This window comes from Pinibacter soli, assembly GCF_029961145.1.
GTDB lineage: Bacteria > Bacteroidota > Bacteroidia > Chitinophagales > Chitinophagaceae > Pinibacter > Pinibacter soli.
On sequence record NZ_JASBRG010000007.1, the window covers coordinates 1,106,492 to 1,128,987 of the forward strand.

Consider the following 22,496-nt stretch of genomic DNA (forward strand, 5'->3'; position numbering starts at 1 on the left):
TCAATTTGTCCCTACATGCTTCTTTAAATTCTTCAAAGTCTTTTTCGATACCATGAATATAGTTCCATGCTTGTGTCCTTCGGGAACCGATGTCAAACTATCAACATTCTCAAATGTTTTAAAATCAGAGGTCCTCACCGCGCTGTATCTCTTTGCACGATAAGCGTCGAAATAAATCAACCACTCATTACCCGCCTTGGCAACACCGGGACCTTCACAAAAATTATCTGTAAAAGGTTGCGAAGCCTGCGTGAAAGGACCGAGCGGACTTTTCGCAAAACAAACTTTTATGTTTCTGTTTGGTCGCGTGTTGTCTTTTACTACCAGTACATAATCATCTTTCCCTCTTTTTATCATCGTTGCATCTATGGCACTAAAACCCTGATCAAAAAAGAGTTTTGATGGGCTGAATGTCTTAAAATCTTTCGTTGTCGTGTAATACAATCTGTGATTATTGTCTTCCGCTTCTTCTCCTTTCGCAAAACGTCCCGGTACGCATGATGCCCAGATGATAATGTATTGTTTGCCTTCATCATCGTAAAATAATTCAGGAGCCCAAACGTTTACCGTTGTGGGCTCGTGTTCCATAACCGGAATAAATCGTTCTTCTGACCAATGAATGATATCTTTCGAACTTGCATATCCAAAGCCTTTGTCTTTGTTCCAACCGCTTGTCCACACCAGATGAAAGATGCCATCCGGTCCTTGAATCATCGATGGGTCGCGCATTACTTTTTGCCCAACTTCCGGTTTCAAAAAAGTTGTATCAAAAGCCTTCCAGTGATAGGCGTCTGTGCTATACATCAAACGCAAACCATCCGTTGCAGGCTCATGAAAAGACGTAAACATGTAGACGCTTTTTTCTGCGCTACATGCGGTAAGAAGAACAGTAAAAAATATTATCGAGATTCTCTTCATTGCTATCTTTTTTTCACCACTAAGTCACTAAGGCCACTAAGCCACACTAATGGTTGTTTTATCAACCAGGAACTTTCTATTTCAGTCTACCATCGGACTTTAGAACACAAATAATTCTTAGTGAAAACTTAGTGTCCTTAGTGTCTTAGTGGTAAACTTCATGCGCGAAGCGCATTTCCTAATCGCTCTCCAACACCAACACCCAATCATTCCCATCCTTCTGCTCACCCGGAGGATCAAATGATTGAACGCCTTTATTGGCAAAGGTTCCGACAGAGGTGTATTTACCATCACGCGGACTATACCATGATGCTCGTACTTTGGCACCCGATATTTTGCCCATGTTCACACTAAATGTCCTGCCGGTATAAGTGTATGCAAAAGCATAATTTTTACCTCTTGTCGCAACCACATAGTTGTATCGTTCACCAGGATCACCGGCAACCAATGATTGATCGGGAACACGGTCAAAATAAGGCTTTGATAACATCAGCTTTTTCAGGTAGATCATTTGCGAAGCACCAGGAGCATTCAATTCTTCCTGCCAGGTAGTGTTCACCCCAAATGAACCGCCCTTGTCTCCTTTTTTATGAAATTGCATGATAGCGTTATTACCATAAGTATAACCTGCACCGCCAGCAAATACCGACCAATATCCATAGCGTCTTACATCGCAATCTTTCCAGCGGGGCGCAGATGAATCGTGCAGACCATGCGGAATGGTTTCGTAAGAAGGTTCTCCGTCCATTGTCGGTTTGACAGGAGTAAGTGCATAGTCCATTTGCACATACTTCCAGTTATCTTCTCCAAAATGTATGTCGCCAATGTTTTCTTTCCCATCGTTTTTCATCGCATCCTGCTCATAGTCTTTGTGGCCAGATTGAAACATATTGAAATCCAACCACCCTTCATTATGAAACCAAATAGATGAGGTGGAACGGCCACGCGGATGAAACGTAATCAAATGATTTGGATCTTTTGCACACAGCGTGCTCCCTATAGTGTTCCAAACATCAATAGAATCGGCACCTTTCACATCACCACCATTTAGCCAGATGATGTTTGGCCTGTCTCCATAGCGTTCAGCTAAAAATGTTGCGTAAGCCTTTGCCTGGGCAACTGTTACCTTGCCACTCTTCACGGCACCGCTTCCCCAGGTTGGCACAAGCGCCATGTAGATGCCGCGCTGCGCAGCTTCATCAATTACGAAATCCATATGGTTCCAATAATTGTTGCGATCGGAAGATGCTGCTGTTTTTACTTTTGAAATATCTCTGTTGATCAATGCAGAATCATTGTATGCATTCACGGCGTTCAATCCATGCAGCATCGACATTTGAATAACATTAAAACCTTTTGACTGTCTGTCGTTCAAATATTTCACCACATCTTCTCTGTTGAGCTTGCTGCACAATAACCATCCTGTATCGCCCAGCCAAAAGAAGGGCTTGCCTTTTCCATCAGTAAAATATCTGTGATTGGCAGAGACTTTTAAAGGCGTCATTTCCACAGAGCGTTTGCCTGCAGCGCAGCAAAGGAGAACGATTGAAAATGTTAATAATATTCTAGTCATAGTAATTCAAAAGTCAAAAAATTCAGCAGCCTTTTCTATTTATGAATCCACGCAACAATAGCACCATTAGCACCTTGCGGCTTTTTCAACTCCACCACTTTGCCTGTCTTTACATTTTCTTCTTTTATCAAACTTCCGTTTGAAGGGTTGATCCATTGCACCTTGTATTGCCCTTTTACATTTGTAAGATCAATCAATGAAGAGGTTGAAGACGCGTTGTACACAACGTATTCCTTTTCCTTATTGCTCAACATCCACTGGTCTTTTACACCACTTGAAAGAGGAACGATATCCATTGTTGCCGCATCACTTAAAAAGTTTTTATCCGCAATCGCAGGTATCACCGGTAATGAACCGCCGGCCATAAATACCGCCCAGCCATAACTATCAAAGCTGTCGCCCGAGTACATTACCGCTTTCTCAGGATATTTTGTTTTGTATTCAGATACTGCACGATAAACCTGGTCGAACGATGTTTTGCCAGGTTTAACTAAACGTGCATGCTGACGTGGCGCAAGATTCTGGCCGCCGAGTGGTGCGTACGCAGAACTGTCGCTTCTGTAATGCCAGTAGCGAATATCAATTACATCAATGGTTGCAGCGTATTTATTATCGGCAAGAATTGCGTCCTGTACATCTTTGGTAACGCTCAGTGAAATGATCTCTTTTTTATTCTTCTCTTTTTCCCATGCAGCAATAGTGTTTACCCAGAACTGTACGAAATGCAACGGCCCTGTAAACTCTTCTCCTATCGTTTGTATCACGCCGTTGTTGTCTGCAAAGTTGTCGAGACACTGCCTGATGTAAGCTCTGTGCAAGGGCGCACGAACAGGGTGTGTGGTGTCGTAAAATTGTTCAGCCATAAACACACGCTTGTCACCTGCAAATGGTACAGGCTCAGGAAATCCTGTGTTATTGATATTGTTTACAGGGCGCCATGGAAAGTCAGCATAGTGCGCTCCTGCTTCAATGATGTTGTGTTGAAAATAATCCTGGTGAACAAGCAGCAACCCTTTCTGATCCGCAAGGTCAGCATACTGTTTTAGTCTGCGCCAATACCATTTATTATATTTTGTAAGATCGTATTTGCTTAAACCATCCCATGCGAAGTCTTGTCCCGTTCTTGCAAACGGCAGCTCATAAAATGGAGGCCAAACCTCGCCGTCCATTCTGCGGATGCGCTCGTGATCATCTCTCCTTCTTTCGTACCACAGTGCATAGTTTTGCTCCATTCCTATGGCACCTGCCTGTTTCAATTTGTCTGTAAGTTCATTCAAATCATCTGTTAGGCCTTCGCCTTCCCTTCCTGGCACGTAGCGGGTGATTGCAGGTTTTGATTTTGCTGTTTGCAAATCAGCAGCGTGTACACCGCCCGACCACCATGGAACAGAAATTCTTCTGCCAACAAGCAATTCATTTCCGCGAACAATTTTCCCGTTTACTATTTTCATAGCAGGAGCCAAAGCTGGCGTAACAGGCGTTTTGTAACCTATCGCATCAATTGTTTTGGCTGTGCCAACTTCCGTGCTGATAGGATTTCTCTTTGCAGACATATCGATCCACTCGGTCAACTGCAAGCGTGGATTTACTGATTGCGCTGTTAACTCGGCAGCCACTTTTACAGATGGACTGCTTGATGCTTCTGTTTCTGCTTTTATAATTTGCGCTTGCGCTTCAACATTTTTGCTTAACCTTTCAGCAAGCTGTGCGTAGAAAAAGCTGCGTGGACCAATCGTGTTATTGGAGTTTCCCCAATATCCATCTCCTGAAAATTGAGCCCATGAACCAAACGACCAGTTCTGCGCGGTTGGGGGTTGGTAACAATCTATTCTTGCAGCAGAGCAGTTCCAGAACACGCTGTTGGCAGCGCTCCAACCGGCGCCTTGTCCGTCTTGTCCGCGATTGCCAAAACGCAATGCATTACCATCGCTGCTTACAACGTCGAACAAAATTCCTGATGCCCAACTATCAATGCCACCGCTGAAGTTATAAGGTAAATGATTTTCGCATTGTACAAATGCATTCGGCCCTGGTGCACAATAACCCACTGCAAAATCATGATAGCCAAACTCAGCATAGCAGCGCTGTACAAGGGCTTGCTGACCGGTAATTAAAAATGTATAACGACGCTGGCCGCCTATTTCTGAGACAGGCGCCAACGATTTACAATCTTCCACAGTGACACGTTTGGATGTTTCCAAAACACTTACAGCGGAACCTGCGAAGTGTTCAAATGTCACCTGGCGCACCCAGGCGTCTTGTGCATTTTCTATAGTAATGGCCATCCATCGATGGCTCTCATCTTTCAAATTGTTTTTGTCGAATGTGGAAACGCAACGCAGATTTTCTACACCTGCATTGTTGATTCTTCCATTCCATTGATACATGTTTACAGTGCCTCCGCCATATTGTTTATCAAGCGCTGTGGTTAATGGCGCATCGATGGTAATGGTGTTTCCTTTAATGGCTGTAATTTTTCTGTCGAAGAAAATATCTCTTTCACCAGGCTTCCAGCCCAATGCAGTAATACCACCGCCGAAATGTGCAGTGCCCAATGTTTCGATCCATTCTTTTGTAGAGGGACGCTGGATAAAGATATCGTCTCCAACTTTGAGATTTGTTACAGATGCGAGTGTGAGTGTGGTCGCATTTACAGGAACGTAATTATCGGTAACAGCAATTTTATTGTTTTCTTTCTTATCGTTTTTACCAACGATGCGGATGAGTGTTTGTCTGTCATCTCCCGCGCCTAATAGCATGGTGCCATCCTCTCCCATTCCGCTACCGCGCAATACAACACCGGAAGCTTTGATCTGCAGACCGCCGAGCACTTCATAAGTTCCTTTCTCTAACAATACCGCTCCGCGAAAACCGTTGTTGTCAACCGGTAGAGAAGCGACATAATCCAATGCTGCTTGTATGCGAACTGTGGCATCGCCTGTTTTTACGGGCACAACCACTTTTACTCCAATTACGGGAATTTCTTTTCCTGAGGCCATATAACCACAGTAAGAGAAATCGGGTACACGGTTACCAAGTGAATCGGGTACATAAACAAGTTTTCCTTTAGCGTCAACATCAACAGGGTAAACCGGCTTAACAACATTTTTCTTTTGCGCTGATGCCATCTGCAAAGCAATGGCGATAAAACCAACTACAAGAGCGCTATGTTTTTTATACTGATACATGAAACCTCTCTATTCTTTTTTGCTACAAGTTTTGTTACAAAATTGGCAAAGACGCTTTGCGGCGCCTCTGCTACTTTACAAAATCAAAAATTACGAAGTAAAATATCAATGAACAATAAACGAAAAACTAATAAGATTTAAAACTATTGCTTGTTCAATAAAGTTTTTGCTAGGCGGTAAGAAATCCGGATTTGACACTGCCATGCCCCTTAAGAACGCCCCAGGATATCTCCTTCTTCGGGATGATAAGCGAGCTTTCGTTGGTTTAGAGACGGATTATCGTCTGCTATGAGCCGGATTATCATCCGTCTCTACTTATTCTTTTTCGCGGCTTCTTCTTTCTTCACTCTCTCGGCCCAATCTGCGCTTTCTTTTTTCATATCATAACCACGGGATGCGAGGTAGTTGCCAATCCTTCCTTTGTATTTGCCGAACCACCAATGTTTTTTGTCAGAAGACTCTGCATCTACAGCATGTTCACGTGCTTCTGTCAGCCAACCTTTAATTTGCCTGAATTCCTCAGGAGTTGCTTTCAGCAACATGGACTGGTAGCCTTTATAAGTAATAGGCAAAACGTTGTACGTCATGCCGTCTTTAATTTGCTCTACCTGCTCAGGAGTAAGATCCACAGCCAGCTTCGCAAAATATGCACAATGGAGGTCGTAGAGTTTTGCATTTGCTTCGTTTTCCAAAGCAGCAACCTTATCTTCAGTTACTTTTTTATCTTCTGTTTTATTGCTTCTTACCTCTTTGGTTTTTGCATTGCGTGCGTCATGTACTGCATTCAGGTCTTTATATTGCTGAACAACAGTTTGTAACACGCGATTGTACACCGCAGTGTCTTTTATGTTAAGTGTGGCAACAATTTTATCTGCGCGTTTTACCAGTACATTGGTGTACTCAGCTTCCTTTGCTGCTTTGGTTGTATCCTGTGCATGTACCATGCAAGGAATAGCGAGTGTGAGGAATAATGCGTATAGTTTCATGTAATTCAAAAGTTAAAATTCAAAAGTCAAAAGGTCGCAACAAACAATATCAAAATTAAAAAGTCAAAAGTCAAAATGATTAGGTCCTGACTTTTGACTTTTTAATTTTTACTTTTTATTTTTTATTTTTTATTTCAATCCACCTCTAACAGCCAATACGTCTACGTTCAATTTAGAATCTTTCCAGTTTACTTTTTTCTTTGGATCGATACCGTTGATGTATTTTTCAATGTTAGTGTATCCGTCACCGTTGACGTCTTTAACAGCATCAGACGGATCTTTCGGATTCAGGCCGTTTGCCAATTCCCATGCATCAGGCATACCGTCTTTGTCAGTGTCTTTTGGAGCAGCTGCACTTTTGTATTCAGGGTAGCCGCCTACTTGTGATACGTCAGTAATAATACCGATCTTGTAAGAATCAAGAGGCAAGCGACGATGTTTGAATTGCGTTGTAGGTGCCACTACATTTGGAGAAGTAGTGATTTTACCTGTACGCACCTGTGCTACGATACGCTCGTCAACAGCATCGCGTTTTGGCAAAGTAGCACCGGCATTTGCGAGTACATAGTTGTATGCATCTGCAGCCGGCATAATTGTCAACTGAGGCATTGGTAATGGTTTGTTCCATTTCATGTACGGTGTATACTCACCTGCATTTGGCAGTTCTTCTACCTGTACGCCACCATCCCAGTTATCTTTTGTTACACGCTCGTTACCTTCCATGATGTTGCCATTTACATAGCAACGGCCATACTGTCTGTAAGGCAATTTACTTCTGCCTGATTCCGGTTTCAAAATACGGAAACGAAGATTGTTGTCAGGAGTAGCAGGACCTGGTTTGTAATAGTTGTTGATCATATTGTACATGGCAGTATAATCGCCACCATCTACTGAACGGTGTACCCAGTTGAACACAACGTTGTTTACGAAGTTAAAGATACCGTTCTCTCCCACTGATGGGTTACGACCTGTATTGTCGGCCCAAAGGTTGCGCATGAACGAGCAGTTCACACCGCCCAATGTGCTACCGAAAGCGTGGTTATAAGTATCGAGAGATTCTGCGAAAATAGAATTCTGAATAGTGATGTTAGCAGTAGGAAATTTATCTTCAATTTTACCTGTGCTGTCATTGTACATGTGACGGTACATACTCATGTTCTCATCAAGTCCCCAGCTTGCGGAAACGTGATCGATCATGATGTTACCAACAGGGTTACCACCGATCGCATCATCGCGGCGACCTACATTTGTTTCACCGCGGCGGAACCGCATGTGACGAATGATAACATCGTGTGTGTTTACCCAAAAAGTTTCACCTGCTACGCAAACACCATCACCCGGGGCTGTTTGACCAGCAATAGTGATATATGGCGCACGCAAAATGAGAGGCGTTTTCAAACGGATGATACCGGAAACCGCGAACACAACTATTCTTGCACCGCCTGTTTCACAAGCTTCCCGCAATGTGCCTGGCCCTCTGTCTTCTAGGCTCGTAACATAAATTACTTTACCGCCACGACCGCCAAACACATATTTACCACCACCTTCTGCACCAGGAAACGCAGGAATTTCGGCTTGTGGCAAATCCTCTGTTCTATGCGCCCAGGGAACGTAAGGACGTTGATTGTGGGCCGCTTCATATTGAATAACCGGGTAAGCCTTGGCCCAGGCTTCATTAGAGCGTTTCCACTCTTCTTTCATCATTGAATCTGCTGATGCCTGAACATCTGCAGGTACTTGCGGATATTGGGCAGAAGCCTTGAATCCCACCCCCAATAATGAAGACATCACGAACATCGACACAAAGTGTTTTTTCATCTGCTTATTTTTTATTTCTTTTTGGCCAGATGGAATTTGCCATAAAAATTTTCATCGCGGTGAATGTTAAGTTACCCGAAAATTTTTATGGTTCATTTCATCATGATCTTTTTAAAAAATGGTATAAGTTAAAATTGATTGCTATTTAATTCAGAAACATTTTGTGTTTCTGTAGCGTGATAGAGAAGTAATTATTGAGGGTTATGTTTTCAGGGACTGTAAAGGAGGGAGAAGGAATCTCCCTCTCCCTTTTTGTATTACTAAGAATTAGTTATTCGGAACAAATGTTCCCATGATGCCGCTGGCGTCTTTCCATTGTGTTGTTTGCGTGATCCACGTATTGGTAGAAATAATGGTAGAGTTGATTCCTGACAAATAATAGTTTGGCCTGAACAAGATGTTTGACTGTGCACTGTTTACAGCATCCCATGGCTTATCCAATGGTGCTCTTGTGAATTTTGAACGATACAGTGTTTTCAGGTTAGCAATTTGTGTATTGAATGCTGCGGTTCCCCATGCATCAGGATCAATTGAGATGCTTGCACGGTCTGCTGCTGTAAGAGGATCTGTATTGTTCAGCACAAGGCTTTGCCAGTAGTAACCATTTCTTGAAGATCCGTTCAATGGAGTTGTGCCAAGTTTAGAAGAGGTGCTACCTGCAGTATTGTCATACAGCATCCAGCGGTGAATATCCCAGAAACGTTTTCCTTCGTAAGCCAACTCAACACGACGCTCATACAAAACAGCTTCGATAGCCTGGTATTTTGTGGTAAGGTTACCAATACCGTAATTATTTGCAGCAGGTATACCAACGCGTTTACGTATTTTACCCAGGTAAGTGATTGTATTTCCGATGTCTCCGGTTGCAGCATAACACTCTGCAATGTTCAACAATAATTCTGCATAACGGTATTCGAAAATATCTGTTCCCGAGTATTGGAATATTGTTGAATCAGCATTTGTGTCTGTAAATTTTCTAACAACAGCCGGGCTGTTTGTAGAGATGTTTGCATAGTACAGACCGGTTGTTTGACTTGGGTCTTTTTTCCATCTGTATAACCAAACAACTTTATTCGCATTTCCTTTAAGCGGCCATTTTTCTCCTGAGAAAGCAAATGTGCGATAAAAACGAGGATCTCTGTTTTCGAAGAAGAAAGTATCAACATAGTTTTTGTTGGCACCAGATGCAATCGGACGAGAGCCATCTGCCAATGGAAACAGGTCAAGCATTTCTTTTGGCGCAGAAATTCCATTTCCTGATCCACCTACATCACTTAGACGAATTGAGTTTTCCCATCCATTGTTCAATTGTGCTCCGGCAGCTGTAGAAGCGCTTGACATTAACTGAACCATGATCGCTTCGGGGTTGAATGTAGTGTTGTTTAAAATTTTAGTCATGTCTGCCCAATCTTTTGCAGATGTGCCATACAGACCATATCCTTGTGAGGTTAATGCTGTTTCAGCTTTTAAACTTGTAGCAAGTGCGGCCTGCCATTTTGAGCTACCTGCGTTATCCCAATCAGCGTTAAATAAAGGACTTGCGGCAGTTAACAGTACACGGCTCTTCATTGCTGTTGCAGCGGCGCCGGTTATTTTACCATAGTCAGAAGCATCGGTCCACGCACCCGGCTTACCTCTTGTTGGCAACAACGCTTCCGCAGAATCCAGATCCTTAATGATTTGTGTAAAGACCTGTGTAGCCGTAGAACGAGGCACCTGGATGGAAGAATCGCCCAGTTGACCCGCTTTCAGCACAATAGGAACACCACCGTATGTTCTTACCAGGTCATAATACTGGATCGCACGGAAAAAATACATTTGTCCTTTCGATGCAGATTTGAAGTTCGCAGAAAGATTTTGACCCAATTCTTCAACCTTCTCCAGGAAGAAGTTACAGAATCTTATACGTGTGTAGGGATAGTTCTGAACAGATGATGCTACTACACCAAAATAAGCATCATAATCATTACTGTTTGTTCCATCAAGATTTTTGGTTGGATTGATCCTGTCAGCAACCGTTCCACCCATTTCTTCCGTCATCTTCGTTTTCGAATCATCATATACGCCTGCCAATGTTGCTGTCGGAAGCTTGTATGTATTATAGAAGTTATAGTACATATTGTTAATGTAAAGTTGTGCTTGCGCCTCATTGGTGAAAATGGTTTCATCAAATTGGTTGTAGCTTTTTAGGTCCGACAGAAATTTTTTGCTACAGCCCGTTGCCAGTATGGCTAGTGAAGAAAGTATATAAATTAGTTTTTTCTTGTTCATTTTGATCAGATTAATTCTTTAACAAAAAATCATTTTAGAATCCAAGGTTAACACCCAATGCCCAGGTTCTCAATGTAGGATAAGTCACATTTGGCGCATCATACATATTGCGGTAATGGTTAGGATATGGGTTATAAAGATCCCACAAATTCATTCCTGAAATGAATACTCTTGCATTTTCAATTTTTGCTTTCCTTGTTACTTGTGCAGGAATGGTGTAACCCACACTCATGCTGCGAATAACCATGCGAAAAGTTGGCAAAAGGAAGAAATCAGAGTTGGTGCCATTAAATGTATCATAATAGGCAAGGCCAGGATATTTTCCGTTCGGATTATCAGTTGCATCGAACATGTCATTCAGGTAAACCGGCTGTGACCACCAGAAGTTAGCAGAACCTGTTGCCTGTTTTATATAATCCAGTTTGTTTATACCGCCCCATGAAGTTCCGATCTGGGCCAGGAAGCTAATGCCTTTCCATGTAAGACCCAAATTAGTAGTAATACCGTAAGTTCTGTTCTTTTTAACGAATTGCACATAATCCTGGTCCTGAACGATCTGTCCATTTTGACCTGCTACTGTTTTTGAATTCAGATCTTTATTACCTGCAATATCTTCATAAGCTAACATGCCGGGCTTAATGGCCGTTTTATCAACTATGCCCATATAAGATGGAGCATTACCTGCTTTTACAGCAAGATCACTCAGGTATTGCCAGTATGCGTCTATATCAGCCTGGTTACGCAAAAGACCATCGTGTGTGGAGTTTTGTTTCCAGGTTCTAAATCCCCAGGCTGGAGTAATGGTTGAATAACCTACCTGTCTTCTCGTAGTCGTCAAAGATGGATAGTCGAATGGTCTGTCGAAATACTTGGTCATTCGGTTATCTGAATAACCAAAGTTCATACCAATAGAATAATTCACTTTACCAACGTGGTCCTTCCATGTTGCTGAAATCTCAGCACCCCAGGCATTCATGTCTACGTAGTTCATGTCCGCAAAGGCACCGCCTTCAGTGACAGGCACTGCAGGGTTATCGGTCAGGTACGTTAAGATGTCGTGGCCTGAATTGTAGTAGTAATCAACGCTCATTGCCAAACGGCTTTTCAATACGGCGAAATCGAGTCCGATGTTACGCTGTATTGTCCAGTCCCATTTAATATCTCTGTTAGGAGTAACGCTTGGACTTGCAGCATACGTGTATGTACCGCCATTGGTACCAAAAGCTAAACCTTTCTGAGTAAGATCGAACACCTGCATCCATTTCCATGGCTTAACGTTGTCGTTACCTGTTTTACCCAGGGATGCACGTATTTTCAAGTTATTCACCCAGTTCACATTATCCTTGAACCAGTTTTCTTCAGATATCACCCAACCTGCCGATACGCCAGGGAAAGTTCCCCAGTAGTTCTCTGGTGCAAAATGGGTAGAAGCATCAGATCTAATTACAAACTGTGCCATGTATTTATTGGAATAGTTGTAGCTCACACGTCCAAAGTAAGACAAACTTCCTCCCGCATATTTTGTCGTAAGAGTGGTAGTAGGATCAATCGTACCAAGAGAAGTAAAAGATGTACCATTGTAAACATCACCGTTTGGCGAAGCATAGTTTTGATAGTTGTCATCCAGGTTATTCGTTGATTTTTCAGCACCCGCCATTGCAGAAATGTTATGGCGGCCAAAAGAATGATCGTAAGTCAGATAGAAGTTTTGCTGCACATTCTTCGATACGGTATTATCATAAGTAACACGTGCATTGTTTGTGGCTTTTGCCGGTGGGGCCCACGTTATTGTAGGAGAACTATACAAGTGATTACCTGCAGTGTTCGTGTTGGTAGCACGCTCCAATATTGGAGCAAACGCATTTTGTTCAGTTCTGCCGCTTGTTCCAGCTATAGCGTAAGATACTTTCGCTGATAAGCCTTTAAGGAAAGGAAAATCATATTGCAAAGAGAAGTTTGCGTTGTAACCAAATGTGTTGTTGAAAGTTTTAGAATTGTTATTCAACAATGCAAAGTAGTTGATGCTTGTTACAGCCGAGGATGTTACGTTACCTGCAACCGTTTTTGCACTTTGCGCGGGAGATATAAAATAATCCGTACCATTAACATTGTACTTATAAGGAATATACTTCGGCATGTGCAGCAGTATACCATAGTCATTCTGCTCACCACCGTTTGCATAACCATCGTTCACACTTGTTTTGGTGAAAGACTTTTCAAGATCAGAGTTTTGGGCGGCAATGGTTGCAGACAATTTAAGATTGTTAACCAGTTTTACATCAACGCCAGATCTGAAAGTGAATTTCTTGTAATCCTGTGAACCAAGGTTTGCAGTTTGCGAATAGTAAGAGGCTCCGGTGTAGTAAGTTGCCCTGTCGCTACCACCGCTTACGTTCAATGAATGCTGCATTGCATTTGCGGGTTTCCATGCATCACCCAGCCAGTCATAGTTCAGTGAATCCATTTTCACAAGCTCTGTACTGTCGAACATGTTAGCTGTTGTCCAGTTCAAGGCACGACCCATGCGGTTGGAATATATACCATAGTCATGCGCATTCATTACTTTACCATGGCTTATTGCATCATTTATTTCAAACTTGCCCGAGTAAGAAATCCTTGGCATGCCAAGTTTGCCTCGTTTGGTTTTAACAATGATTGCGCCTTGTGATGCTCTTGATCCGTAGATAGCAGCGCTTGCATCTTTCAATACAGTGATACTTTCCACTTCAGAAAGATCAAGCAGATTGAACTGATCCATAGTCGGCTTGCCGGACTGGGGATCTAATTGTATCACGTCATCAATAATAACTAACGGTAATGGACTACTACCATCCTTACCAAAGTCGAATTGCTGGCGAATGTTTAGTGTAGGCATTAGACCGGGACGGGTACTACCACCTACAACGTTTAAGCCAGGCACCTGACCCCTTAGGGCTTCGGTAACTGTTGCAACAGGCATATCCTCCAATTTCTTTGTGTCAACTGATACGATAGCACCTGTGATGTTTTTTTGTTTCTGTGTACCATAACCAATCACCACTACTTCGTCCATGTCTTTATTCTCTTGCTGCATGGTGATCACAATGCCATTCTTATTTCCCGCTAATGAGTAGGAAACATATTTCATACCCACTCGTGAAAGCGACAATTTGCCTCCCTCGGGAGCGCTTAATTTAAATGTGCCGTCTTCTGCTGTCTGAGTTGCGGTCGTTGTACCCTGAACCAGGACCGAAACGCCTGGAAGTGGCTTGCCGTCGGCATCCACAACTTTTCCGGATACATTAACCTTTGGTGCAGTTTGTGTCGTTGGTGTAGAAGGGTTTTGCGAAAAAACAGGGTTGGCTAACGCAAAGCCTGCTACAACGATAAGTGCGAGTTTTTTAATAGCGCCGTCGTCTATTTTTTTCATGGCAGTATTAGTTAATAGCGTTCGTTAGTAAATAATAAAAGTTTATTTTGGTTTCGTACTCTCTTTTTTGTTTGACTGGTTCTATCCTTTTTTTGCCCTTGCTTCCCGTAATCGTGCCTGCCAGTCTTTTTCTTCTTTTTTCAGATCATACCCCTGCGTTGCAAGGTATTCGTTGATCTTTCCTTTGTATACTCTAAAGCATGCATGCTTTCTCTTTGAAGATTCGGCATCCATAGCATATTCTCTTGCTTCAGTGAGCCAGGCTTTAATTTGCACTTTCTGCACAGCAGTAAGCGCAGGGATCATATCCTGGTAAGCTTTATAAGTAACATCCAACACGCCATATGTCATACCATCCTTTATCACTGTTACCTGTTGTTCACTTAAGTTTTCCGCGATAAGTTTTTCAATGTATTGTGCATGCAACCTGCGTACTAAATCCGATGTAGAATCTTCGATGGAATTGATGGTAGTGTTATTTACCGGGCTTGAAGCTTTGGCCAATCTCACTAAACTATCTCGGGATATATATAGAGCATTCAGGTTCCTGTATTGCTGCATCACAATATCGCATATTTTTTGATTTTTGGAACCGTCGAGATTAAGAGGAGCGATTATTTTTTGGGATCTTTCTGTGATGGTGGTAGTGTAAGCAGCTTCATTTTCTTCCGATGAGTTGTTGTTTTGACCCAACACCACCTGACCTGTAATTAAGGTGAGTACCGTTAGCAGAACGGCAGGCAGTAAGTTGGCAAATGCATCGTTGTTATTAAATTTCATGGCTGCTTTGATCTTTCAAAGATGATAATATTAACATTGGTTAACAATGACATCTTTTACTAATTGAATGGATTATTTTCCTATTTTTAGGCAAAATCCATCGTAAAATTCATACGAGATTTTACGCAATCGTTCCCAAAGATTTTTTGCCATATGCAAGAACAAACAAACAAGCGCGGTTCGCACAAAAATATCTGGTACGGCCAGGGCCGCCAGCGTATAGAAATTCCAAAGCCTTTGGTGAAATCACATATCCAAAGCAATGTGTGGTTGAAACAGTTGTACCTCTGCAGCCTTGGATATTACCCACAGGCAGAGGGCCACTACACCTACAGAAAGAAAGGATTGCCCGAAAACTTCCTGTTTTACTGCGTTGACGGTAATGGCTTCTACAAAATAGAAGATAAACAGTACGAAGTGGGCCCAAACGAGTTTTTCATTTTGCCACAAAACGTTGAGCACAGCTACGGAAGCATGGAAAAAAATCCATGGAGCATTTACTGGCTACACTTTGGCGGAGAACTGCTGCCACATTTCAATTCGTTGCGTACTGTTCAGGAGCATTATAAACCCGCATATATAAAAAGCAATGAGGAAATTTTTACCCAGTTTAATAAAATGTACAAAACGCTTGAACTGGGCTACAGTACAGACAACCTGCTCTTCGCAAACATGTGCCTGCCGCACTTTCTCACGCTTTTTGTATATGCCGCAAAACATAGCATTGCAAATACAAAAGAGAAAAATGATTGTGTAGACAACGCGATCCTCTTCATGCGGGAGCATATTCACGAAAACATTTCACTTCCGGATCTTAGCGCCAGTTACGATTACTCCACCTCACGTTTCTCTGACATCTTCAAACAAAAAACAGGCTACTCGCCGATAGATTATTTCATTCAAATGAAAATGCAGAAAGCCTGTCAGCAACTGGATCTCACCGATCTCTGCATTAAAGAAGTGGCGTCGCAAATGGGCTTTGATGATCCGTATTATTTCTCCAGAAGATTCTCGAAAGTAATCGGCATGCCGCCTACGAAGTATAGGAGTGTAAAGAAAGATTAGGTAGAGACAAGGCAGTGCCTTGTCTGCGCAGCCAACATGATTGATGAACCAAGACAAGGCAGTGCCTTGTCTCTACTGAATCTTCTCTCCTCCTTTCGCACTCGACGCATACGCAGCTTCCACACATGCCATCGTGTAAATGCAGTCGTCAACGGAATTATCAGGCGCTGGAATTTTACCATCGGCGGCTAGGAGCACTTGTTCCATGCTATAAATAAAGGCGTGCGGAAACCAGGTTCCGTTAACAGGAAGTGTTTTCCATTCCGGCTCTTTGTCTTCTTCAAGTATTACATATTCAAATACATCGGGCATGCCCTGCGGGTAGTTCATGTTCAAGCCCATTTGAATCTTAATGGCGCCACGGGTGCCTTCTATCTTTACATTCGAACATTGATATTTTGTACCAAAATCATGGCAGTGATTAACAAGAATATTCGCCCTGATCATTTCGCCGTAATCCAAAATAATGTTGGAACGTACAGACGCAAGCTCCTTCATGCGCGGATGCTTTGTTGTTTTGGCATAAACGCTTTTGGGATTGCCCAGGAAACTTCTGATAAGGTCGATGTAATGAATGCTGTGATATAAAATTTCAACGCGTGGTAATGAATATAAAAAGTCCCACAACTGCCAGGGCGTGTAAACATTGATATTGAATTCAATATCGCAAACCTCTCCTATATCTCCATGGGAAATGATTGAACGCGCCATAGCGACAAACGGCGCATAGCGCAATTGAAAATTCACCGCCGCTAACATTTTCTTCTCATGGACAATTTGCCTGATCTGCTTTGCTTCTTCTAATGTGTTTCCCATTGGCTTTTGCAAAAGCACGTTAGCGCCATTTGGCAAAGCCTTTAATGTTTCAATGAAAGCACTTGCAGGCAGGGCAACATCAAAAACGGCATTGGCAGGAACACTTTTCACCAATGTTTCCAATGAATCAAAAACTGCGGGAACGCCGAATTTATGGGCTGTCGCGATTGCTTTTTCCTCATTCGCGTCAAAAATTCCGGCGACATTGTAACCAGAAATCTTATAAGCAGGCAAATGCGCATCATTCACTATTCCACCCGCGCCAAGAATGTATATAGGTCTTGTACTCACTTGATCAAAGTAATGTTGAAGTTCAAATAATATTCAAGAAGACGAATGCGATTCGCCCTTACGGCAATTTATAAAACTGTTGCGCATTTTCGCAGAATATTTTTTTGCTAACAGCCTGGCCGAAAAGTTTTTCTATAACCTCCCTGTAGCATTGCCAGGTTTCCTTGTAGGATTCGGCTTTTAAAGAAACGGGCCAATCGCTTCCGCAGAAAACACGGTTTTCGCCAAACTGCTCCACGGCAAATGATATGCAAGGAGCGATTTCATCCCCCTTGCGCATTGTCTGGTTATCCTCGGCAAGCCCAAGTCCGGAAATTTTTGCGTAAAAGTTTGGATGCTTTGCGGCTTCTTTCATTAGCTCCGCCCATTTTTCGAATTTTTGGTTTTGATTAATCGGTGGTTGGCTAAGGTGATCAAACACCATGCGTAAGGACGGTATTTTTTTTGCCACAGCAATAGCTGCCTCGATGTGCTCCAGCTGCACAGCTACTATTTCGTAAGCTATGTTGTGTCCCGCCAGGATTTCAAGACTTTGCAAAACTGTTTCCTGCAACAGCCACTGAACGTTTGTTTCGTTGTGAATCAGGTGGCGAACACCTTTGAAGTATTTATTGGTAAGATATTTTTCGGCTAATAGCTGCTCCGTTTTTAACGGGTCCTGCAAAGGAAGCCAGCCGACTACTCCGGCAATCCAATCTGTGTGGCAGGCCACTTCCAGCATCCAGTCAGTATCTTCCAGGTTATTGGCAGCCTGTACAAGAACGCCTTTTACAATATTCAGCTCCTTGCGGTCGCTTTCAATTTCATGAATATTATAAGTGCGTTTGAGCACAGGGTTTTCGTTGTCCAACCATGCATACCTGGCATGATCAAGATCCCAAACATGAATATGTGTATCAATAATCGGATTAAACATGGAGCCTCAAGCAATCTTGTAAATTGGTTAAAATCAGAGTTTTGTGAGGCGACCATCAGTTAAGAAAGGTATGTAAATGACAAATCCGTTCTGTAGCCAGGTAACCTAGCTGCAATATAGCGCAATTGCCATAATAGCAAGCACCGTTAGAACGAGATTACGACCATTCTAGGAGAAAATTGCCCGAAATTGGGCTCAATATGGTTAAACTGGTACTATAGAGAGAGGAAACAGTATTTTTTAAGGTGTAACCGAAAATTGTTCTTCTATCTCTGCATTGTGTTCGCCTAACACAGGCGCACCTAAAGTTGAATCCAACATTTTGCCATCAATGCGAACAGGGCACCGGGTTGTTCTCACCGTATGACCAGCGCCGGTACGCACTTCCATTTCCATGTGCAACAATTTGTAAGCATCTTTCTGCATCAGCATGTCATAGTCCATGACTTCCGAGCACCAGATACCAGCGGGTTCCAGCAACGACAACCAATGTGCGGTTGTTTGCGGCCCAAGATGTTCCGTCAGGACATTCTTAATTTCATCACGCTTCGAGAACCATTCGTCTTTGTCTTGGAAACTATCTAATTCATTACAAACCAACGTCTTTCCGAGCATAGGTATATCTCCCATTGCCAGCGCAATGTAGCCGTCAGCAGTTTTGTAGATGCCGTATGGGGCGGAAAGATAGGCATTGCCATTACTGATGGCACTCCGTTGTGGCAATTGGCCTCCATCGTTATAAAAACAAGTGAGCAATTCAAATTGGAAGTCGAGAATACTTTCCAGCATGCTTACCTGCACCAACCCTCCTATTCCCAAAGCGCCACGGCGATACAATGCCGCCAGCAGTCCCTGGGCCAGATGAGTTCCGGTTAAAATATCTACAACAGCCACGCCTGTTGGCGTTGGCTTTTTGTCTTTGTTGTGACTCAGCCACGAAAGGCCTGAGATAGCTTGTAGCAGCAAATCCTGTCCCGGCAAGCCTTTCCACGGGCCTTCGTCGCCATAACCACTTACTTCGCCGTAAACAATTTGCGGATTTATTTTCTTCACATCATCATAAGTCAAACCAAGTCTCTTCATTACACCAGGTCTGAAATTGTGAATCATTACATCTGCTTTTGCAATCAGTTGTTTGATTTTTTTCAGATCGTCTTCATCTTTCAAATCTGCAGCATAGCTCTGTTTGTTACGATTGATGGCGTGAAAAATAGTAGACTCACCTTCGATCATTACGTCTGAAACGTAAAGCTGGCGGCAGATATCGCCTGTTCCCTTTTTCTCTATCTTGATTACCTGAGCACCCATGTCGGCCAACCTCAGACTGGCTGAGGGTCCCGATAAGAATTGACTAAAATCCAACACAATGATGTCCTGCAATAATTTCATGGCTAAAGTTTTGGCTGCGTGAACAAATGCTCACTTAAAATTTCCTCCTGAATTTTTTGATTGTGTTCTCCTAACAACGGAGCTGGTGTGCCGGAATAAATTCTGCTACCGTCTATTTTGATGGGACATCTGGTTGTTGTAATATCTGCTCCGGGAACATTGATGGTTTGTTCCATTTCGAGGCACAGATAACCTTCATGTGTGGAAAGCTGTTGCCAGTCCATTATTTCCATTGACCACAAACCAGCTGCATGCAACTTTTCAAGCCAGTAAGAAGAACGATTGCCTGCAACATGCTGTGCAATCAGTTCTTTTATTTCATCTCTTTTTGCAAAGGCATCGCTTTGCGAATAGCTATGTAAAATATGGCAATCAATCGCGGTGGCAAGTTGTGCAAGACTCATCATGGCAATTGCAAGGTACCCATCCTGCGTAGCATAAACGCCGTAGGGCGCACTGAGCAAGGGATTGGCGTTGCTTATCTTGCTTCTTACGGGTTGTTGTCCGGAAGCAAAATAAGTGGTCAACAACTCAAACTGAAAGTCAAGCAATGATTCCATTAAGCTTGTTTCCACTAAAGCACCCTGACCTGTTTTTTGTCTTCTGATGAGTGCTGCTAAAATACCTTGTACCAGCTGTGCGCCACACAAATTATCACCGATAGATACACCGCAAGGCACAGGCGCATCACCCTGGTCGCCGCTTGCATATGCAAGACCCGTGATGGATTGCAACAGCAAATCCTGTCCCGGCTTGCCTTGCCAGGCACCGGCTTTTCCGTAACCGGAAATTTCTGCGTAAATGAGTGACGGATTAATTTGTTTTACAGTAGAATAATCCAGCCCTATTTTCTCCATTACTCCCGGTCTGAAATTGTGGATCAACACGTCTGCCTTTGCAATCAGCTGTTTAACCGTTTGCAATTCTTCCGCATCTTTAAGGTCGGCTGTAAAACTTTCTTTGTTCCTGTTGATGGTGTGAAATAGCAAGCTGTCGCTGCCCACCCAGAGATTCTTGATGGACAATTTTCTTCCGGCTTCTCCCTTTTCGGGATGCTCGATCTTTATCACCCTTGCGCCAAGATCTGCAAGTCGCAGACCGGCTGAAGGGCCTGAGAGGTACTGGCAAAACTCCAGTACAACTAATCCTTTTAATGGCAAGACAATGTCGGTCATCAAGCAATTGTTTTTCGTTGAACGAGATACACGTGCTCACAAACCATCACCAGTTCGTTATGCTGGTTAAATGTTTCCACTGATTCAAATACTAATCCAAATCCAGGCTTCTTGTGATCTTCTTTCGCAACAATGGTCGTCTTAACGTTGATGGAATCGTCGATAAAAACCGGTTTTACAAAGCGAAGGCGGTTATAGCCGTAAGTCATCGCCAATTCGTTGATATCCGAAGCTGTAAGTCCTATTGCTATGCTAAACACCAGTGTACCATGCGCCATCCGTTTTTTAAAAGGCTGCGTCTCGCACCATTCTGCATCCATGTGATGAGGAAAAAAATCACCCGTCTGCGCGGCATGTAAATTAATATCCTTTTCTGTAATTGCCTTCGAAAGGGTTTGCCTGCCTTCGCCTAAAAGGATCTCCTCAAACCACCTGTTTTGCGCCATACTCCGCTCTTTTGAATCTGGTTGTGATACAATGCGAACTTAGCGTGGAAAACAGTTTGGCGCAATAGATTATTTGCAAAAAGCGATGGATTATATTCCAATTTCGATTGTTATTACCCGGAGCGAGATGTGCTAGGTGCAACAGTCGAGAAAGTCTTAGACTCTAATGTTTCCCACTAAGGCACTAAGGACACTTAGCCGCACTAAGGGTTGTTCAACTTTAGACCTCCCTTAGTGGAACTTAGTGTCCTTAGCGTCTTAGCGATAAGTCTTCGCGTCTCAAATAAGAAACTATTTTACAAACTCCACCTTACTCTTGCCCTTATCAACCGATGTTGCCACGGCAATGCCGCGATGATCAGCTTTGTCAACCGCACAATAGAAATGATAAACTACGCCCTTGTACTTAACTACGTAAGATTTGTGAGCCCATTTCGCATCGAATGGCTCTGAAGATTGAATTAGATTATCGCCCGTCCAGCCGGTCCAATGTACAAGATCGTATGAACATGCAAAGCGATTGTAGGCGCCGTCCTTATTGCCTTTCCAGAAGGCACCGAAATAAAACATTACCCATACATCCCCAATTTTCTGGATCACCGGATCGCCGGTAATACCAACAGGATGATGCATTACAGGCTCCTGCTCATAGCGTTTCCATGTTTTCATATCATTTGATACAGCCATGCCGATCCTTTCATACCATCTTGTTTTAATATTGTTAATAGCAGAATCTCCATTTGCATTATAGAACATTACGAAAGGGTAACCCGTCAATTTTTGCTTATCCCAAATGATAGAACTTTTAAACAGCTTCTTATTTTCCCACCATCTCACATCTTTATCTTTCGCAGTTAAAACCGGTGCAGGAAACCGCTTCCACTCGTGCGCCTTTGCTGCATCGCCTGAAGTGTAGGCCATGCTTATCGCAAGCGCTCCAGCCTCATACCCTCTTTCATTGCCGCCAAAATATGACATCCAGTATTTGCCATCATACTTTTGAAGATTGCAAGAACCGCCCCATGCATAATCTTCCAATGCCACATAACCGGCTTTCTGATGCGTATCCCACTGCGTTGTATCACTGAATGACAACATTTTTCCCAATGTTTTCCATTGCAATAAATCATTACTTGTTGCAAGCCATGTTTCATACCCACGGCCGTCAAATTGAATGTAACTCATGTACCACTCATTTCCTTTGCGGAAGACGGTGGGGCAATCAATTTTCTTTTCGTTGCTTTCCGGCACAACTACAAGCCCATATTTATAAGGCGTTTTGACTTCTTCATAAATTTTTTGCATTGTTGCCTGCGGCACTTCTTTCACGTTTTGTGCCTTCGCAGCAAAAGAAATTATTAATGCAAAAAAGAGTTTGAAATATATAAAGCGTTTCATTTTTTGTTTTTAATCGTAAAAAATCATCAGGACATTTTTGAGCCCGGCCATATTGCT

15 protein-coding genes are annotated in these 22,496 nt (G+C 42.9%); 1 reads left to right on the top strand and 14 read right to left on the bottom strand.

Translation table 11 applies throughout. From position 1 onward, the window contains the following. The 8 genes from QJ048_RS15250 to QJ048_RS15285 form a co-directional block, all read right to left on the bottom strand. Complete coding sequence (locus QJ048_RS15250; protein WP_282335256.1) at window positions 1-918, bottom strand: glycoside hydrolase family 43 protein; 918 nt, start codon at window positions 916-918, stop codon at window positions 1-3. A gap of 178 nt (window positions 919-1,096) precedes the next feature. Next, on the bottom strand, window positions 1,097-2,491 hold the full coding sequence (locus QJ048_RS15255) for a glycoside hydrolase family 140 protein (RefSeq protein ID WP_282335257.1): 1,395 nt from the start codon (window positions 2,489-2,491) through the stop codon (window positions 1,097-1,099). Window positions 2,492-2,526: 35 nt separating this feature from the next. Then, window positions 2,527-5,679 (bottom strand): DUF6298 domain-containing protein, encoded by a 3,153-nt coding sequence (locus QJ048_RS15260; RefSeq protein ID WP_282335258.1) that lies wholly within the window; start codon window positions 5,677-5,679, stop codon window positions 2,527-2,529. 311 nt (window positions 5,680-5,990) lie between these two features. Then, entirely contained in the window at window positions 5,991-6,665 is a 675-nt protein-coding gene (locus tag QJ048_RS15265; RefSeq protein WP_282335259.1) for a DUF3826 domain-containing protein, read from the bottom strand. Between the two features lie 129 nt (window positions 6,666-6,794). Further along, window positions 6,795-8,483, bottom strand: coding sequence for a pectate lyase family protein (locus QJ048_RS15270; RefSeq protein ID WP_282335260.1), 1,689 nt, complete (start codon window positions 8,481-8,483; stop codon window positions 6,795-6,797). Window positions 8,484-8,750: 267 nt separating this feature from the next. Further along, window positions 8,751-10,754 (bottom strand): RagB/SusD family nutrient uptake outer membrane protein, encoded by a 2,004-nt coding sequence (locus QJ048_RS15275; protein ID WP_282335261.1) that lies wholly within the window; start codon window positions 10,752-10,754, stop codon window positions 8,751-8,753. A 34-nt stretch (window positions 10,755-10,788) separates the two neighbouring features. Further along, on the bottom strand, window positions 10,789-14,163 hold the full coding sequence (locus QJ048_RS15280) for a SusC/RagA family TonB-linked outer membrane protein (protein ID WP_282335262.1): 3,375 nt from the start codon (window positions 14,161-14,163) through the stop codon (window positions 10,789-10,791). A gap of 81 nt (window positions 14,164-14,244) precedes the next feature. After that, window positions 14,245-14,943, bottom strand: a complete 699-nt coding sequence (locus QJ048_RS15285; RefSeq protein ID WP_282335263.1) for a DUF3826 domain-containing protein — start codon at window positions 14,941-14,943, stop codon at window positions 14,245-14,247. Between the two features lie 153 nt (window positions 14,944-15,096). Between QJ048_RS15285 and QJ048_RS15290 the strand changes: the two genes are divergently transcribed. Continuing rightward, window positions 15,097-16,008, top strand: coding sequence for an AraC family transcriptional regulator (locus tag QJ048_RS15290; RefSeq protein ID WP_282335264.1), 912 nt, complete (start codon window positions 15,097-15,099; stop codon window positions 16,006-16,008). A gap of 72 nt (window positions 16,009-16,080) precedes the next feature. On the opposite strand, the gene QJ048_RS15295 is transcribed toward QJ048_RS15290, so the two are convergent. The 6 genes from QJ048_RS15295 to QJ048_RS15320 form a co-directional block, all read right to left on the bottom strand. Further along, on the bottom strand, window positions 16,081-17,115 hold the full coding sequence (locus QJ048_RS15295; RefSeq protein WP_282335265.1) for a Gfo/Idh/MocA family protein: 1,035 nt from the start codon (window positions 17,113-17,115) through the stop codon (window positions 16,081-16,083). A gap of 58 nt (window positions 17,116-17,173) precedes the next feature. Then, window positions 17,174-18,031, bottom strand: coding sequence for an amidohydrolase family protein (locus QJ048_RS15300; RefSeq protein ID WP_282335266.1), 858 nt, complete (start codon window positions 18,029-18,031; stop codon window positions 17,174-17,176). Window positions 18,032-18,271: 240 nt separating this feature from the next. After that, window positions 18,272-19,420 carry a CaiB/BaiF CoA transferase family protein gene (locus QJ048_RS15305; RefSeq protein WP_282335267.1) on the bottom strand — a complete coding sequence of 383 codons (1,149 nt, stop codon included), beginning with the start codon at window positions 19,418-19,420 and terminating at the stop codon, window positions 18,272-18,274. Window positions 19,421-19,422: 2 nt separating this feature from the next. Then, window positions 19,423-20,595 carry a CaiB/BaiF CoA transferase family protein gene (locus QJ048_RS15310; RefSeq protein ID WP_282335268.1) on the bottom strand — a complete coding sequence of 391 codons (1,173 nt, stop codon included), beginning with the start codon at window positions 20,593-20,595 and terminating at the stop codon, window positions 19,423-19,425. Next, entirely contained in the window at window positions 20,595-21,041 is a 447-nt protein-coding gene (locus tag QJ048_RS15315; protein WP_282335269.1) for a MaoC family dehydratase, read from the bottom strand. Before QJ048_RS15315 ends, QJ048_RS15310 begins: the two co-directional genes overlap by 1 nt. Before the next feature lie 291 nt (window positions 21,042-21,332). After that, the gene (locus QJ048_RS15320; protein ID WP_282335270.1) at window positions 21,333-22,439 is read right to left on the bottom strand and encodes a glycoside hydrolase family protein; all 1,107 of its coding nucleotides are present in this window, start codon (window positions 22,437-22,439) and stop codon (window positions 21,333-21,335) included. Window positions 22,440-22,496: the final 57 nt, after the last annotated feature.

What these genes read in the sequence shown, in the direction of transcription:
- QJ048_RS15250 (WP_282335256.1), bottom strand. Translation starts at nt 918, where the DNA reads ATGAAGAGAATCTCGATAATATTTTTTACTGTTCTTCTTACCGCATGT.
- QJ048_RS15255 (WP_282335257.1), bottom strand. Translation starts at nt 2,491, where the DNA reads ATGACTAGAATATTATTAACATTTTCAATCGTTCTCCTTTGCTGCGCT.
- QJ048_RS15260 (WP_282335258.1), bottom strand. Translation starts at nt 5,679, where the DNA reads ATGTATCAGTATAAAAAACATAGCGCTCTTGTAGTTGGTTTTATCGCC.
- QJ048_RS15265 (WP_282335259.1), bottom strand. Translation starts at nt 6,665, where the DNA reads ATGAAACTATACGCATTATTCCTCACACTCGCTATTCCTTGCATGGTA.
- QJ048_RS15270 (WP_282335260.1), bottom strand. Translation starts at nt 8,483, where the DNA reads ATGAAAAAACACTTTGTGTCGATGTTCGTGATGTCTTCATTATTGGGG.
- QJ048_RS15275 (WP_282335261.1), bottom strand. Translation starts at nt 10,754, where the DNA reads ATGAACAAGAAAAAACTAATTTATATACTTTCTTCACTAGCCATACTG.
- QJ048_RS15280 (WP_282335262.1), bottom strand. Translation starts at nt 14,163, where the DNA reads ATGAAAAAAATAGACGACGGCGCTATTAAAAAACTCGCACTTATCGTT.
- QJ048_RS15285 (WP_282335263.1), bottom strand. Translation starts at nt 14,943, where the DNA reads ATGAAATTTAATAACAACGATGCATTTGCCAACTTACTGCCTGCCGTT.
- QJ048_RS15290 (WP_282335264.1), top strand. Translation starts at nt 15,097, where the DNA reads ATGCAAGAACAAACAAACAAGCGCGGTTCGCACAAAAATATCTGGTAC.
- QJ048_RS15300 (WP_282335266.1), bottom strand. Translation starts at nt 18,031, where the DNA reads ATGTTTAATCCGATTATTGATACACATATTCATGTTTGGGATCTTGAT.
- QJ048_RS15305 (WP_282335267.1), bottom strand. Translation starts at nt 19,420, where the DNA reads ATGAAATTATTGCAGGACATCATTGTGTTGGATTTTAGTCAATTCTTA.
- QJ048_RS15310 (WP_282335268.1), bottom strand. Translation starts at nt 20,595, where the DNA reads ATGACCGACATTGTCTTGCCATTAAAAGGATTAGTTGTACTGGAGTTT.
- QJ048_RS15315 (WP_282335269.1), bottom strand. Translation starts at nt 21,041, where the DNA reads ATGGCGCAAAACAGGTGGTTTGAGGAGATCCTTTTAGGCGAAGGCAGG.
- QJ048_RS15320 (WP_282335270.1), bottom strand. Translation starts at nt 22,439, where the DNA reads ATGAAACGCTTTATATATTTCAAACTCTTTTTTGCATTAATAATTTCT.